This window comes from Dyella sp. C9, assembly GCF_003332825.1.
In the GTDB taxonomy this organism is placed as follows: domain Bacteria; phylum Pseudomonadota; class Gammaproteobacteria; order Xanthomonadales; family Rhodanobacteraceae; genus Dyella.
Genome location: NZ_QIRF01000002.1, coordinates 33,130 through 48,015 on the forward strand (window position 1 = coordinate 33,130; position 14,886 = coordinate 48,015).

The following is a 14,886-nucleotide window of genomic DNA, read 5'->3' on the forward strand; positions in this document are numbered from 1 at the left end:
AAGAAACCGGCGCCACCGATGCGGTGGCGCCAAGACCTGAGGCACGGGAACCCCAGAGCCCGTGCCTCTTTTTTCAGCCTTGCCCGCGCTCGGCCTGCTTGGCCCTTTGCCACAGCGCTTCCTGCGCGCCGAGATCACGCTCGGCCAGTGGCCTGCCCTCGTCCTGCGCCAATTGCTCCATGTGGCGAAAGCGCCGCTCGAACTTGGCATTGGCATGGCGCAACGCCTGCGAGAAATCCACGCCGGCATGGCGGGCCAGGTTGGCCACCACGAACAGTACGTCGCCGATTTCGTCCTGGAGCCGCTGCGGATCCCGGCCGTTGGCCAGCTCGGCGCGCACTTCGCCCACCTCTTCCAGCAGCTTGTCCAGCACGGGCTGCTCGTCGGGCCAGTCGAAACCCACGCGTGCGGCACGCTCCTGCAGCTTCACGGCGCGCGTCCATTCCGGCAGCCCGCGCGACACGCCAGCCAGGGCGCTGGCATCGTGCTGCTCGCCGCGAGACGCGCGCTCGGCCGCCTTGATGTCTTCCCACGCCTGCTTCTGTGCGTCCAGATCCTCGTAACGCTCCTCGCCGAACACATGCGGATGACGGCGAAGCATCTTGTCGCTGATCGCATGCGCCACGTCGGCGAACCCGAACAGGCCCGCCTCGCTGGCCATCTGCGAGTGGAACACCACCTGCAGCAGCAGGTCGCCCAGTTCGTCGCGCAGTTCAGGCCAATCCTGGCGGTCGATCGCGTCGGCCACCTCGTAGGCTTCCTCGATGGTATAAGGCGCGATGGTGGCGAAGTTCTGCTGCACGTCCCACGGGCAACCATTCTGTGGATCGCGCAGACGAGCCATGATCGCCAGCAGGTCGTCGAGGCTGTGTCGCGCGGTGTCGCTCATGAGGCTTCCAGGTCGGCCGCCTGCAGGCGCGCCTTCCAGTCGACCGACACGTCGCCGACGGCGATGAATTCCGGATTGATCAGCGAGTCGCCACGGTTGTAGCGAAGTGGTTCGCCGGCGAGGTCGAGCACCGCGCCGCCGGCTTCCTCGAGCACGCTTTGCGCCGCCGCGGTATCCCATTCGCTGGTGGCTCCCCGGCGCAAATAGACGTCCGCCGCACCACGCGCCACCAGGCAGAACTTCAGCGAGGAACCCAGCGGCATCGACTGGTAATCATCGCCGATCAGCTGTTGCAGCAAGGCCGTGCCGGCGCCGCCATGCGAGCGGCTGCCCGCCACCGCCGCAGGTACGTTCAGGCGACGCGTATCGATGCGCTGCCAGGCCGCCCCCACCTTTGCCTGCATCCAGGCACCCTGCCCACGTGCGGCGGCATACAGCTCGCCGGTGACCGGCGCCAGCACCACGCCGAGCACCGGCTGATGGTGCTCGATCAGTGCGATGTTCACGGTGAACTCGCCGTTGCGCTTGACGAACTCACGGGTCCCGTCGAGGGGATCCACCAGCCAATAGCGGTCCCATTCGCGCCGCTGCGACCAGGGTGCCGTGCGTGCTTCCTCGGAAATCACCGGCAACACCGGCTCCAGTTGGGCGAGGCCAGCGGTAATCACGCGCTGCGCGGCCAGGTCAGCCGCCGTCACGGGAGAGTGATCGTCCTTGCGCTGGACCTCGAAGTCCTCGCCATAAACCACCAGGATGGCCTCGCCGGCGTCGCGCGCGATCGCGGCAACCTGCTGCAGCAAGGGGGAAAAGGGAGCATGCGTCATGTCGGTATGAACCGGCCGGCGAGGTATTCGCGAGCCATGAAGAGGGCGGCGATGGAGCGCCCTTCGGTAACGTCATCGCGGGCGACCAGCGTGTGCAGGTCGGAGAGCTTCCAGGGCACGACCTCAAGTTCTTCCGGCTCGTCGCCTTCCAGTCGCTCGGGATAGAGGTCCTGTGCGAGCACCACGTGCGCCATGTGGGTCATGTACGAGGGCGAAAGCGAGAGGTTGTGCAGGATCTTCAGTCGTCGCGCGCCATAGCCGATCTCTTCCTTCAACTCGCGATCGGCGCCCTGCTCGACCGTCTCGTCACGGTCCAGCCGTCCCTTGGGCAAGCCCAGTTCGTAACGACCCACGCCGGCGCCGTATTCGCGCACCAGCAACACGGTTTCGTCGTCGATCATCGGCACGATGATCACGGCGCCAAGGCCGCTGCCTTTCAGGCGCTCGTAGATGCGGCGTTCGCCGTTGGAGAACTCCAGGTCGAGCTGCTCGACATGCAGGAAGCTGCTGTCGTGCACGTCGCGGGTCGCATGGATGATCGGTGGCTTGTGCATCGGTGCATTCTATCCCTTCAGGGCAGCCTGCAGCCGCGCCAGCGCGACCGCGTGCAGGGCCGGCGTGCCCGCCAGCACGCTGTGGCTGTCGAGAGTGAGCGGCTGGCCGTCGAGATCGGTGAAGATGCCCCCTGCCTCACGCACGATCACGGCGAGCGCCGCGATATCGAGGATGTTCACGTCCGACTCCAGCACCAGGTCGAGGCTGCCGCGCGCCAGCAGGTGGTAGTGGCAGAAATCGCCGTAGCCACGAATGCGGTTGCTGTCCCGGATCAGCGCGCCCCAGGCGTTCCAGCGCGCATCGGCGGTCAGTGACTTGATGTTGCCCGCCGACAGCGACGCCCTGGCCAGCTCGCGGGTATCGGCTACCTTCACGCGCTCGCCTTCGTACCAGCAGCCACCGCCGGCGCTGGCCCACATGGTCTCGCCGTAAACCGGTGCGCTCGACACGCCCAACACCAGCTCGCCGCGATGCATCAAGGCAACCTGGGTGGAGAAGAATGGCGTGCGGCGCACGAAGCTCTTGGTGCCGTCGAGTGGATCGACCAACCACAACAGCTCATGGTCTTTTTCGTCGCGGCCGAATTCCTCGCCATAGATGGATGCGTCGGGCAACGCCTTCTGCAGGATCTCGCGGATCGCCAGTTCCGCTTCGCGGTCCGCGACGGTGACCGGCGTGTCGTCGCTCTTGAGCTCGACCTCCACGCCCTGGCGCCAGTAGTAGCGCAGCACTTCGGCGGCGGCCTGTGCCGCGTCACGCGCGGCCTTCAGGGCGTGCTGCAGATCCAGTTCACTCATCACCTTCCCCCATTCATGGCCGCAGCAAGGCCGCCGCTGTAGTTGATGTGCGTGACGCCATGCTCATCGGTATCGCCCAGCCCCGACAGCCACCGCTGCAGCGGTGACGCCGGATCGCGCGCAGCCGCGTCGGCGGTGAAACGACGCGCCAGCGGGCTGAGCTGCAGGCGTCCGTCGATGCGCAACGGACCCTCGCCGTCGTCCTGCAAGTGTCCATCGAGCACGCCGTTGCTCGCCTGCACCGTCATGCGCAGGTTGCCCAATGGCAGCGTGCCGTTGCGCGCGGTCAGCAGCGTAGCGTCCCGCCACAGCAATTGGCCGTCCAGCGCCATCGGCCAGCCGCCGCGCAGTTGCACGCGGCGGGCATCGAAGCGCAGCTGGCCGCGCGGCTGTCCCACCGGCAGCGTCACCAACGGCGCAAACAGGCCGAGATCGGTGCGCAGGCTGACCTGGGTCCATTCGGCCGCAGCAGCCGAGCGCCCACGCATGTGCCCGGAGAAATCCAGCTGCGGGCCATGCAGCGCCAGTTGCAGGCGGTTGTCTCCCAGCAGGGCGCGGCGCGACAGGCGCCAGCTGGCCTCGCCCAGCGGTTCGCCGCGGGCCGAGATCACCCGTCCGGCCCGGCCGTCCCACAAAAGGCCGCTTACCTGCTCCAGGCGCACACCATTGAGCCGCGACGAGAACAGCGGCAGCGCCCAGCGCGCCGGGAGGAACCAGACCAGTGCGAATCCGGTCGCCAGCAGTGCCAGCAGGCCGGCCAGCGCTGTACGCCAATGCTTCAAACCAGCTCCCTACGATGGTTGCAAGACTTGAGCGGGCATGCTCGAAACACCGATCATAGCCTGATGAACGCCTTTCCCGCTGCCGACGCGCTGGTGCGTCGGGACCTTGGCCTGCTGTGGCATCCCTGCACGCAGATGCATGATCACCAGACGGTGCCGATGGTGCCCATCGCACGCGGCGAAGGGCCCTGGCTGATCGGCACCGACGGCCGGCGCTACCTCGACGGCATCAGCTCGTGGTGGACCAACCTGTTCGGTCATGCCAATCCGCGCATCGCCGCGGCATTGGCGGAGCAGGCGCGTACGCTCGAACACGTGATCTTCGCGGGCTTCACGCATGAACCGGCCGTGGCGCTGGCCGAGGAACTGGTGCGGATAACCCCGGCCGGGCTGGACCGCGTGTTCTATGCCGACAACGGTTCGGCGGCGATCGAAGTGGCGCTGAAGATGAGCTTCCACTACTGGCTCAACCAGGGCCATGGCGAGAAGACCCGCTTCATCGCGCTGACCGGCAGCTACCACGGCGAGACCCTCGGTGCACTGTCGGTCAGCGACGTGGCCCTGTACCGCAAGACCTACGCGCCCCTGCTGCTCACGCCGTTCCTCGCTCCCTCGCCTGATGCCTACGAGGCCGAGCCCGGCGAGGGTGCCGCGCAAGTCGCGCAGCGGCGCCTGGCCACGCTGCGCGAGCTGCTCGAACAGCATGCGCATGAGGTTTGCGCGGTGATCGTGGAGCCGTTGGTGCAATGCGCCGGCGGCATGCGCATGTACCATCCCGACTACCTGGCGGGCCTGCGTACGCTGTGCGACGAATACCAGGTGCACTTCATCGCCGACGAGATCGCCGTGGGCTTCGGACGCACCGGAACGCTGTTCGCCTGCGAACAGGCCAGCGTGTCGCCCGACTTCATGTGCCTGTCCAAGGGACTTACCGGCGGCTTCCTGCCGCTTTCCGCCGTACTCACCCGCACCTCCGTGTATGAGGCGTTCTACGCCGAATACAGCGCAGGCAAGGCCTTCCTGCACTCACACAGCTATACGGGCAATCCGCTGGCCTGCCGGGTGGCGCTGGAGACCCTGGCGATCTTCAGGGACGAACCCGTGCTGGAGCGCAACCGCACGCTGGCCGCACATCTGGCCGCGCGCCTCGCCCCCCTGCGCGACCATCCCCACGTGGCCGACGTGCGCCAGACCGGCATGATCGCCGCGGTGGAGCTGGTGGCCGACAAGGCCTCCCGGCGCCCGTTTCCCGCCGCCGAACGGCGCGGGCTGAAGGTCTACCTGCACGGCCTCGAGCACGGCGCACTGCTCCGACCACTGGGCAACATCATCTATTTCATGCCTCCGTACGTGGTCAGCACTGCCGATATCGACCAACTGGTCGATACCGCGATCGAAGGGATCGAACGCGCCGTCCATGCCTGATACGTGCGGCCTCAGCGGCCGCCGTAGCTGATGCTGGGATCCAGGTCGCGCAGCGCCGGGCCCAAGTTCGGCTGACCGGTCTTCAGCAGGTCGTCGCGGCTGTAGCTGCGCCCCGGTACGGGCAGGCAAGAGCCAGGCTTGGCCGGAATCAGGCTGCCGGTACTCTGGATGCAATCGCGGTCGCCCGGGCGCGGCGAGCGTTGGCTATCGGCCTGGCCGGTGCCGGAACCGCCCTGGGGCTGGCTGGTGGCCTGCGCCGTGGTGGCGGCGCTGCTTCCGGCCGGGGCACCGCTTTGCGCCATCGCCGCGGCACTGGCTCCCAGCGCCGCGAGCAGGACGAATAGTGCGGTATGGGTGGGCTTGGACATGATCCACCTCCGTGGGTAGTGATGCTTACCTACATGCTGCGCCGGCTTACGCCGGCAGGCAAATACAACGGTCTGGTCGTCTCCCGGCCGTTCAGCTTCGCCTCCCCAGCCGTGCGACGAGGCACCGCCGGTCCGCTATGCTTTCCGTTTTCACAGGTATCCAACGTCCCATGCGCACCATCCGCATACACGTGGACGCACCGCTCGCCGCCGGTGCGACACTGACGCTGCCCGCCCAGGCTGGCGAACACGTGGCGCGCGTGCTGCGACTGACCGCCGGCGACCCGGTCACGCTGTTCAACGGCGATGGCCAGGATTACCCGGCCACGATCGACGCGGTGGGAAAGCGCGAAGTGGTGGTTTGCGTGCTGGCCGCCGAGAGGGTGGACAACGAATCTCCGCTGCGCCTGACCCTGGCCCAGGGCGTAGCCCGTGGCGAGAAGATGGATCTTATCGTGCAGAAAGCCACCGAACTGGGCGTGGCCCGCATCGTGCCGCTACTTACCGAGCGCTCCGAAGTGAAGCTGGAAGCGGCCCGTGCGGAGAAGCGGCTGGCTCACTGGCGCGCCGTGGTGGCCAGCGCCTGTGAACAGAGTGGACGCGCCCGCGTGCCGGAGGTGATGCCTGCGGTATCGCTGGATGCCTGGCTGCGGGAGCTGGCCGACGACGGGGCGCTACGCCTGGCCCTGCTGCCCGAGGGCACGCGCAAGGCCGGTGAACTGCGTTTCCCCGCCACGGGTGGCGTACTGGTGGTCGGCCCGGAAGGCGGCCTGGGCGTTCGCGACACCACCGCCCTGGCCGATGCCGGCTTCCAGGGTCTCAAGCTCGGCCCGCGCATCCTGCGCACGGAAACGGCCGGGTTGGCGGCCCTGGCCGCGCTGCAAGCCCTTCACGGCGACGTCTGAATCCGTCGGCAGGAGAGCGCCCCGAAGGCGCTCCCGCCATGCCTGGCGATCAGCTCGCCAGGTCGAGCAGTTGCACCAGTTCGGCTTCGATGCCTTCCAGATCGGGGATGACGGCCACGTCGTCGCGCACCAGCACCTCGGCGCGCACGCCCGGCGGCAACGGCGCCCCGTCGTGGGTGGGAATGATCAGCTCGGCGTTGAGCGTGGTCAGGCGGGGGAATCCCTGGGTGATCACCGCAACGAACGGCAGTTCGGCATGTCCGCTCAAGGCCTTGAGCACCGCAACGCGCACGGCCTGCTCGCCGTCACCCTCTCCCGCGCCGGCTAGCGTGCTGAACGACAACAGCGGCACGCGCCAGCCACGCCAGGCGATACGGCCAAGCAGCCAGGAAGGCGCTCCCTCGACCGGCTCAGGCGTAGGCAGGGTGATTACTTCGGCCACCGTCGCATTGGGCAGCAGCAGGCGCAGGTTGCCCACGGGCACCAGCACGCAACGGATTTCACGTGGCAGTGGAAGCTCGCTCATCGCCGGCCCTCCATCGACATTTCCTCGACCAGGCGCGCCGCCAGCTGGGCGGGCGTGCCGGAATAACTGTTGAGACGCTCGGCTTCGATGCCGTGCACCATATCGGCGAAGTGCCCTTCGGGCGATGCCTCCACCCACACCTGGCCACCTCGGTCATGGATGGCCTGGCAGCCACCGAGGGCATCATTCGCATGACCGGCAAACACGATGGCCTGCGCGTTGCGGCCGAATACATTGGCCGCCATGGTGAAGCTGGCGTCGATCGGCGAACTCTGCAGGCCCTGCCCTTCCAGCGACTGCAGTTCGATGCGGCCATCACGATGCAGCCTTGCCTGCTGGCCATCCGGCACCACCAGTACTTCGCCAGTGCGAACACGCGCGCCATGCTCGGCGACGCGCACCGGCAGCTCGCTGTGGGCGGACAGCAGCCTGGCCAGCGACTGCGCCGACTTGCCGTCCAGGTGCTGGACATGCAGCACGGCGGCGCCAAGCTCTGCCGGCAACTGGGACAGGAACGCGCAGACGGCATCCACGCTGTCGCTGGCAGCGCCGAGCACCAGCACCCGGCCGATGGCCGAATCGAGGTCCGCCAGCATCATCTCGTGGCCGCCCTCGTACTCCTTCGGGGCGATCGCTTCTTCGATCGATACGAGTTCCAGGCTCAGGCCAGGTTCGATACCGTCCTCGTCATCCGAGCCACCCTCGGGTGCCAGGAAGTCAGCGGCACTGAGCTTTTCGATGCCGAACTCGGAAGACTTGGGCGCCGCGGCCGCGGCCGCGGCAACCTCGTCGTCCACCAGCGACCAGCTGGAGGCGGCACCGAGCAGGGACGAAGAACCCTGGCTCTTCGACTCCGCCGCGGGGGCCGGCATGAACGAATCGTCCAGCGGCGTCAGCGCGAGATGGTCGAGCTGGAAGGACGGCATCGGACGCACCGCCGGCTCGTCGGCCGGCGCCACGTCGAACGGGGCCGGGCCCTGCGTGGCCGGCATATCCATGCCGAACTGGCCGTCATGCAGCACCGGCAGTTCATCCTCCAGGTCGAACTTGAGGCCCGCGCCGAATTCATGGTCGGCCGCCGCCGGTTCATCGGCAGCGAGCAGCGCCTCCAGCTCGGCTTCCAGCGATTCGGACTCCGCGGACAACTCCACTTCGTGGTCAACCACCGGGTCGGCGCGCAATTCGTCATCCAGCTCCAGCATTTCCGGAAGCTCGACGAAGGCGTCCTCGTCCAAAGCCAGCGGCTCGGCCGAGACCTCCGCGAACGCCGGCAGGGCCGGCTCGAATACGGACGCTGCGGCTACCGGTTCAGGCATCGCCACGGTCACTGCCACCGCGTGCTGCGGGCGAGGCGGATCGAGATCGCCCTCCGCCATCACCTTCACGGCGAGGTGGCGCGCCCAGCGGGCACGGTCCCAGCCATCCAGCTCGCGGCTCGCCTGCGCGTCATTGAAAACCACGCGCGGGCGGTCGCCATCGATCACCTCGTAAAGGCGGTCGAGGTCGTCGTCGGCATCATCGTCCAGGTTCACCACCAGCACTTCGGCACCGGTGTTGTCGAGCATGCGCCGGCTCAGGGTAGACAGCGCGCCCTCGTGCACGATGCGCGCACCGCGCTCGAGCAAGGCTTCACGCAGCTGGCCTCCCAGTTCCACATCGTCGAACAGCAGGGCAACTGCGGTCACCGACTCAGCCATTGAGCGACTCCAGGGCGCGCTGTTCGAGCACTTCACCGATCTGCGTCAGCAGCTCCGCTTCCTGGTAGGGCTTGCCGAGGTAACGATCCACGCCGATGTCGAACGCGCGCTGGCGATGCTTATCGCCGGTACGCGAGGTGATCATGATGATCGGCACCTCGCGCAGGCGCGGGTCCGCCTTCATCGCCGTGGCCAGCTCGTAGCCGTCCATGCGCGGCATCTCGATGTCGAGCAGCATCAGGTCGGGCACGCGCTCGTGGAGTTTTTCCAGGGCGTCGACACCGTCCTTCGCCGTGCTCACCTCGTATTCGTGGCGCTCCAGCACGCGACCGGTAACCTTGCGCATGGTGATGGAGTCGTCGACCACCATCACCAGCGGGCGCACGCGCGGCTCTTCCGCCACCGGCGTCGGCACTGCGCTGAGGCCTTCCTCCAGGCGCTGCTGGCGACGGGCGACGCCGTGGCGTACCAGCGGGGCCAGGTCGAGAATGATCAGCACCGAGCCATCACCCATGATGGTGGCACCGAGGATGCCCGGCACCGAGCTGATCTGCGGGCCCACCGACTTGACCACGATTTCGCGCGAGCCGATCACCGCGTCGATGCGAATCGCCGCACGCAGGTCGCCCGAGCGGGTAAGCAGCAGCGGCACCTGCTCTTCGTCACCGGCGTGGCTTGCCGCGATGCCAAGCAGCTCGGACAGGTCGTGGATGCTGTAGTCCTCGCCACCGTAGGCGAAGGTCGGTTCGGACTCGGCAAGGCGCTCGGCCAGTTCGGCCGGGCTGATACGGGCCACGCCCTGCACTGAGGTCATCGGAATGGCGAACGCGGACTCGCCGATGCGCACCAGGATTGCCTGGGTCACGGCGAGGGTGAACGGCAGGCGCAGCACGAAAGTAGTGCCTTCGCCCGCCCGCGATTCGATCGACAAGGCGCCGCCAAGCTGCTTGATCTCGTTGGCCACCACGTCCATGCCCACGCCACGGCCGGCGAGCTGGGTCACCGTGCTGGCGGTGGAGAAGCCCGGCTGGGTGATCAGCGCCAGCACCTGGTCGTCGCTCAGGCGTGCATCCGCACGTACCAGGCCACGCTCGATGCCGCGCTTGCGGATCGCCTCGCGGTCCAGGCCCCGGCCGTCGTCGGTCACGCGCACCACCACCTCGGTAGCCTCGCGGGTCACCCGGATGCGTACGCTGCCCTCGGCCGGCTTGCCCGCCTTGCGGCGGTCGGCCGGCGACTCGATGCCGTGCGCCACCGCGTTGCGCAGCATGTGCTCGAACGGCGCCTTGATGCGATCGAGCAGGTTGCGGTCCATTTCGCCGTGCGCGCCCTCCACGTACAGCTGGGCGTTCTTGCCTTCTTCCTGGGCTGACTGGCGCAGCGTGCGGCGCAGGTTCGGCACCATCACGTCGAACGGCAGCATGCGGGTGCGCAGCAGGCCTTCCTGCAGTTCGGACGACACCCGCGACTGCTGGATCAGCAACGTTTCCGCCTGGCGGGTCAGCTCGTCGAGCATGCCCTGGATGGACACAAGGTCGGACACCGATTCGGCCAGTGCTCGCGAATACTGCTGCAACTGCGAGAAACGGTCGAGCTCGAGCGGGTCGAACGCCGCGATGCCGGCCTCGCGATGCTCGCGCTGGAAGCGCGCAATGATCTGCGCTTCCGTTTCGATTTCCAGCATGCGCAGCTGGCTGCGCAGACGCTGCACCGTCTGGTCGAGTTCGACCAGGTTGAAGCGGTAGCCGGCCACCTGCTGCTCGAGGCGCGAGCGGTAGATCGCCACCTCGCCCGCATGGTTAACCAACGTGTCGAGCAGCTCGGCGCGGACGCGGATCTGTTCCTGCGATGCGCTGCTGGCCTCTTCGCGTTCTTCCGGCAGCAGTTCGGGGAGCTTCACGCGCTCGGGGAACGGCACCACCGTCGCCGACGGCGGCGCGGCCGCCTCGATCGGCTTGGCGGCACCCGCCGGGGCTTCGGCCTCGACGCCACCCGCCATCGCGATGAAGCGATTGATCATCGCCTGCGGGTAGGCCACCGGCTGGCCCTGGGCAATGCGCTGGACCAAGCCATGCAGCGTGTCGAAGCCCGCCTCGAGCGCGGCAATCAGGCTGGCGACCTGTGCCGATTCGGCGTGCAGCGGCTTTTCCAGTGCCGTTTCGATGGCGTGCGTAAGATCGCCCACCGGCACCATGCCGGCGATGCGCGCGCCGCCCTTGAGCGTATGCAGGTCACGCTGCAGTTCGGCGACGTGCTCCACTGCCGACGGCTCGCCGCGCCACTGCGCCAGCACGCCATCGGAGTGGTCGAGGATCTCGCGCGCTTCTTCGACGAAGATTTCCAGCAGGTCGGGATCGATCTCCGACGTCGGCACGTACAGTTCGTCCGTGACCTCGGCTTCCGCCGGGGGCTCCTGGACCGTGGCCGTCGTCGTTTCGACCGGTGCCTCGGTTGCCGCCGCCTCGATCGTTTCCTCGGCAGCCTGCTCGGCCACCGTCAGCGCCGGCTCATGGACGACCGGCTCTTCGAGGGTCTCCTGCGGCTCGGCCACGGCCTCTGCCACGGACGGCTCGTCGGCCGCCACGTGTTCGTCGTCCAGCAACGGCTCGTCGAGCGCAACCAACGGCTCGGTGGCCGCCGGCTCGTCCACGGTGATCTCGTGGACCACCGAAGACTCGACCGGCGCGGCCTCGCCCGCCTCGGCGTCGAACGCCTCGGCTTCGTCGAGCAAGTCCGCGTAGGCGGCCGCAAAATCGTCAACCTCGGTGAGCTCGGACGCCGCCGGCCCGGAGGCGGTACTCGCCTCCTGCAGCTGTTCACCGGACGGCAGGTGCGCATCCAGGTCGAACTCGCCCAGCGCCGCGAGCAGTTCGTCGGCGTAGTCGTCCATGCCCACGTCGCCCAGGCCGCCGGGCGTCGCTGCGGCGGTTTCGTTGCCGGCGGCTTCGGACAGCGCCTCGTCGAGCGAGGCGCCAAGCGCCTGCTCGCGCTCGCCGTCCTGGCTGGCCGGGGCAACGGCCTCGGCCAGGTCTTCTGCGTGCGGCTCGAACAACACGTGTGCGACCTGCGGCTCGGGCTGCGCATCGCGCAGTTCGGTGAGCTGCTGGATCAGGTGGTCGAGATCGGGCAACTTCGGCGACGGTGCGTCGAACTGGCCCATCACGTAATCGACTGCATCGGCGCTCTGGCTGAGCAGATGCACGCCTTCGGCCGACAGCGGCAGGCCCACGGCGCGCAGCCGCTTGAGCAGGCTCTCCAGCGGCGACAGCAACTGGGTCAGCAACGGGATGTCGACCATCGCAATGGCCCCATGCAGCGTGTGCACGGCGCGCAGCAGGCTGTCGTCGACGCGCAGTTCGCCGTCGACGCGATTGATCGCGGTGCGGATGGTGGCCAGGTACTGGGCCACTTCGCTGCGCAGGATCTCCAGCAGCACCGGGTCGATCGGCGGCATGACCGGCGCTTCGATCACCTCGTCGGCCGGCGCATCAGGCGCGCTGGGCGTGGCTTCGATTTCGGCCAGGCTGGCCGCAGGGATCGATGCGGCAGCGACGTCCACGCGCGGCACGCGGCGACGCACGACTCGGCGAACCGTCTCGGTCGCGGCGGGAGCCACGTCGCTCAGGCGTGCGCTTTCCTGACCAGCGGCAAGCCGCTCGGCGGTATCCATGATCGCCATGACAGGCGCGGTTACCGCACCATCGCCGGTCAGCGCGGCGCGCAGCTGCGGCAGCGCATCGATCGCGGCGACCACCAGCTCGCGCACGCCCTCGTGGGGCGCGATCGACTGGTCGAGCACGCGGTTGAGCATGTTCTCCACCTTCCAGGAGAACTCGCCCAGCAGGCTCGCGCCGACCAGGCGGCCGGATCCCTTCAGGGTGTGGAAGGAGCGGCGGATCGGCGTGAGAGCGTCCAGCTGCAACGGATCGGCCAGCCAGGTCTGGCGGGCGGCGTGCAGGTTGTCGATCTCCTCCTGCATCTCCTCCAGGAAGATGTCGCGGATGTCGTCATCGATGCCGGCCGTGCTGCTCTGGAAGCTGGCGTCGGGCGTGCTGCCGGCCACCGGCACCTGCTCGAACACTTCTTCCTCGATCTCGATCCAATCGGCGTCGGAACCGTCGCCCTGCACCGGCTCCTGTGGCGTGACATGCACGGTGTCGGCAAGGCGCAGGCCGGTGATCTCCTGCGCTTCCGGCTGCGGCGTCTCGCTGCTGCCGACGATCAGGCCGGACAGGTCGTCGCCCGGAGCCACGCTGACGCTCTCGTTGAGCTCCGGCTGGCTGGCGAGCGCGGCGGCCAGGGCGGCATCGGCCACCTTGGCGATATGCGCAGGGGCTTCGTCAAGCTCGTCCGCCTCGACCACCCGCGCGGCCGGCGGCGGCCAGTAACCCAGCGTGCTGAGGCTGTGTTCGGCGACGTCGAGAATGTGTTCCAGGCCACCGCGGTGCTCGCGCGCGGCCTCGAGGTAGTACTCCAATGCGGCCAGCGCATCGGCGAGATGATCCATCTGCACGCTGCTGGGCACGCGACGGTCCGCCAGCAACTCGTTGCCCACGAAGCGGCCTATGCCCTCGGCCAGTTCGGCCGGGCGCGGCGCCGACAGCATGCGCATGGCACCGGCGACCTCGTCCATCAGCGCACTGACGTCGGCCAGCTGCTGCGGCTGCCAGCCCGATTCGACGTAGGCAACGATGGCTTCCTTCACCTTGCCGGTGTTAGCCGTCGCCTCGTGCATCAGCGTGGCCAGGATGTGGCGAGCCTCACTGCGCGGCAGCATGCTGGTCGCGCTTTCGACAGGCATTTCCTCGTCGGCGCCGAGGCTGTCGATGTGATCGTCCAGCGAGGCTTCCACGTAGAGCAACGCGCCGGCCACGTCGAGCAGCAGCTCTTCGTCCGGTGCGCGCACGCGACTGGCGATCTCTTCCAGCACGCGGCGCTGTTCGTTGACCACGCGGCGTGGCACGCCGAGCGCGAGCATGCCCAGGGTGTCACCGACGCGCTCGAGCACTTCGGTCTGGCTGGCCAGCTGGGCCGGATCGGCGTCGGTCTGGCGCAGGAACAGGTCCAGCGACTCCTTCACGCGGAGCAGGTCGTCCTTCAAGGCCTTCGCCACGGAGTCCAGCAGGGCACGGTTGTGACCGGCCATGGAGCCGCGCGCGTGTTCGATCTCGCTGGCTTCGGGCAGCAGCGCATCAAGGGCGTAGGTCTGCCGCAGCAGTTCCATGCGCGGGCTGCCCTGGCGGACCTGGCCCACCACGTACAGCAGCTTGCGCGCCAGTTCGTCGGCATCGCCGCCGCGCAGGCTGGCTTCGCCGTGCTCGACCAGTTGGCGGATGCTGCGATCGACCTTGCCGATCAACTGGCGCACTTCGCCCGACTGGTTCTTCAAGGGGCCCTGCTGCATGCCTTCGAGCACGCCCGCAGCGATCCACCACAGGCGACGGCCCGCCACGGTGTGGCAGCGCGCGGTGATCGCGTCCAGGGTCTGGATCATGCCGGCCAGCTGCTGGTCATTGCCCTGGCCACGGAACCACAGCAAGAGCTGCTGCTGGAAACGCAGTCGCAGCGTGGCCACGTCGTTGCGCAGCCGCTCGGGGCTGACGTCGTGCAGCACCGCGGGCGCCTGCGGCGGCAGCGCCACGTCGAGATTGGGCGTGAACAGCGCCGACTCGTGCAGGGCCTGCTGGCCACGGCTGGAACGCAGATCGTTGAGCAGCGGCAGCAGCACCACCGGCACGTCACGATGACCGCCGGACAGGCGCTCGAGATAGTCGGGCAGCTGCATCAGGCCCCGCATCAGCGCGGCGTAGGCGTCCTCGCGATTGGCGACATGGTCTTCCAGCAGCGAGATGGCCAGCGTCTCCATCTCTTCGGTAACCATGGCCGCGCCGTACAGCTCGACCATGCGCAGGGTGCCCTGCACCTGGTGCAGGCTGTCCGCGCAGGAGCGCATGGCATCCCGGTTGCCCGGGTTGTCGACGTAGGACTCCAATGCCTCGCGGGCAAGGGCGAGCGTCTCGTCGAGCTCGGGCTTGACCCACTGCAGGGTGGTGAAATCGATGTGGTCTTGAAGTCTCATGCGCCCCTCTCAGCGGCCACGTAACGGTTTGTCACGCAA

The 14,886-nt window shown here is 68.0% G+C and carries 11 protein-coding genes; 2 read left to right on the top strand and 9 right to left on the bottom strand.

All coding sequences use genetic code 11. The annotated features are described in order from the left end of the window. Positions 1-73 precede the first annotated feature (73 nt). Genes mazG through gspN form a run of 5 tightly spaced genes read right to left on the bottom strand, consistent with a single transcriptional unit; the run spans position 74 to position 3,847 of the window. Positions 74-889, bottom strand: coding sequence for a nucleoside triphosphate pyrophosphohydrolase (gene mazG, locus DVU99_RS02545; RefSeq protein ID WP_114238637.1), 816 nt, complete (start codon positions 887-889; stop codon positions 74-76). Then, the gene (cysQ, locus tag DVU99_RS02550) at positions 886-1,713 is read right to left on the bottom strand and encodes a 3'(2'),5'-bisphosphate nucleotidase CysQ (protein ID WP_114238638.1); all 828 of its coding nucleotides are present in this window, start codon (positions 1,711-1,713) and stop codon (positions 886-888) included. The genes mazG and cysQ overlap by 4 nt, the downstream gene beginning before the upstream one ends. Then, the gene (gene nudE / locus DVU99_RS02555; RefSeq protein WP_114238639.1) at positions 1,710-2,267 is read right to left on the bottom strand and encodes an ADP compounds hydrolase NudE; all 558 of its coding nucleotides are present in this window, start codon (positions 2,265-2,267) and stop codon (positions 1,710-1,712) included. Before nudE ends, cysQ begins: the two co-directional genes overlap by 4 nt. A gap of 9 nt (positions 2,268-2,276) precedes the next feature. Continuing rightward, entirely contained in the window at positions 2,277-3,065 is a 789-nt protein-coding gene (locus tag DVU99_RS02560; RefSeq protein ID WP_114238640.1) for an inositol monophosphatase family protein, read from the bottom strand. Next, positions 3,065-3,847 carry a type II secretion system protein N gene (gene gspN / locus DVU99_RS02565; RefSeq protein WP_114238641.1) on the bottom strand — a complete coding sequence of 261 codons (783 nt, stop codon included), beginning with the start codon at positions 3,845-3,847 and terminating at the stop codon, positions 3,065-3,067. Before gspN ends, DVU99_RS02560 begins: the two co-directional genes overlap by 1 nt. Before the next feature lie 63 nt (positions 3,848-3,910). Here gspN and DVU99_RS02570 point away from each other — a divergent pair, with 63 nt between their 5' ends. Continuing rightward, the gene (locus DVU99_RS02570) at positions 3,911-5,272 is read left to right on the top strand and encodes an adenosylmethionine--8-amino-7-oxononanoate transaminase (RefSeq protein WP_114238642.1); all 1,362 of its coding nucleotides are present in this window, start codon (positions 3,911-3,913) and stop codon (positions 5,270-5,272) included. A gap of 11 nt (positions 5,273-5,283) precedes the next feature. Here the strand turns inward: DVU99_RS02570 and DVU99_RS02575 are convergent, their stop codons facing one another. Beyond that, a complete protein-coding gene (locus DVU99_RS02575; RefSeq protein WP_114238643.1) occupies positions 5,284-5,640 on the bottom strand; it encodes a hypothetical protein in 357 nt (118 codons plus the stop codon). A gap of 170 nt (positions 5,641-5,810) precedes the next feature. Between DVU99_RS02575 and DVU99_RS02580 the strand changes: the two genes are divergently transcribed. Beyond that, positions 5,811-6,545: a 16S rRNA (uracil(1498)-N(3))-methyltransferase gene (locus DVU99_RS02580; RefSeq protein WP_114238644.1), complete on the top strand. Its 735-nt coding sequence runs from the start codon at positions 5,811-5,813 to the stop codon at positions 6,543-6,545. Positions 6,546-6,594: 49 nt separating this feature from the next. Here DVU99_RS02580 and DVU99_RS02585 read toward each other — a convergent pair whose 3' ends face one another. The 3 genes from DVU99_RS02585 to DVU99_RS02595 are packed head-to-tail and all read right to left on the bottom strand — an operon-like array spanning position 6,595 to position 14,847. Further along, positions 6,595-7,071 (bottom strand): chemotaxis protein CheW, encoded by a 477-nt coding sequence (locus tag DVU99_RS02585; protein WP_114238645.1) that lies wholly within the window; start codon positions 7,069-7,071, stop codon positions 6,595-6,597. Then, entirely contained in the window at positions 7,068-8,768 is a 1,701-nt protein-coding gene (locus DVU99_RS02590) for a chemotaxis protein CheB (RefSeq protein WP_114238646.1), read from the bottom strand. Before DVU99_RS02590 ends, DVU99_RS02585 begins: the two co-directional genes overlap by 4 nt. Further along, positions 8,761-14,847 carry an Hpt domain-containing protein gene (locus tag DVU99_RS02595; RefSeq protein ID WP_114238647.1) on the bottom strand — a complete coding sequence of 2,029 codons (6,087 nt, stop codon included), beginning with the start codon at positions 14,845-14,847 and terminating at the stop codon, positions 8,761-8,763. Before DVU99_RS02595 ends, DVU99_RS02590 begins: the two co-directional genes overlap by 8 nt. Positions 14,848-14,886 lie beyond the last annotated feature (39 nt).

What these genes read in the sequence shown, in the direction of transcription:
- DVU99_RS02570 (WP_114238642.1), top strand. Translation starts at nt 3,911, where the DNA reads ATGAACGCCTTTCCCGCTGCCGACGCGCTGGTGCGTCGGGACCTTGGC.
- mazG (WP_114238637.1), bottom strand. Translation starts at nt 889, where the DNA reads ATGAGCGACACCGCGCGACACAGCCTCGACGACCTGCTGGCGATCATG.
- nudE (WP_114238639.1), bottom strand. Translation starts at nt 2,267, where the DNA reads ATGCACAAGCCACCGATCATCCATGCGACCCGCGACGTGCACGACAGC.
- DVU99_RS02595 (WP_114238647.1), bottom strand. Translation starts at nt 14,847, where the DNA reads ATGAGACTTCAAGACCACATCGATTTCACCACCCTGCAGTGGGTCAAG.
- DVU99_RS02585 (WP_114238645.1), bottom strand. Translation starts at nt 7,071, where the DNA reads ATGAGCGAGCTTCCACTGCCACGTGAAATCCGTTGCGTGCTGGTGCCC.
- cysQ (WP_114238638.1), bottom strand. Translation starts at nt 1,713, where the DNA reads ATGACGCATGCTCCCTTTTCCCCCTTGCTGCAGCAGGTTGCCGCGATC.
- DVU99_RS02590 (WP_114238646.1), bottom strand. Translation starts at nt 8,768, where the DNA reads ATGGCTGAGTCGGTGACCGCAGTTGCCCTGCTGTTCGACGATGTGGAA.
- DVU99_RS02560 (WP_114238640.1), bottom strand. Translation starts at nt 3,065, where the DNA reads ATGAGTGAACTGGATCTGCAGCACGCCCTGAAGGCCGCGCGTGACGCG.
- DVU99_RS02575 (WP_114238643.1), bottom strand. Translation starts at nt 5,640, where the DNA reads ATGTCCAAGCCCACCCATACCGCACTATTCGTCCTGCTCGCGGCGCTG.
- DVU99_RS02580 (WP_114238644.1), top strand. Translation starts at nt 5,811, where the DNA reads ATGCGCACCATCCGCATACACGTGGACGCACCGCTCGCCGCCGGTGCG.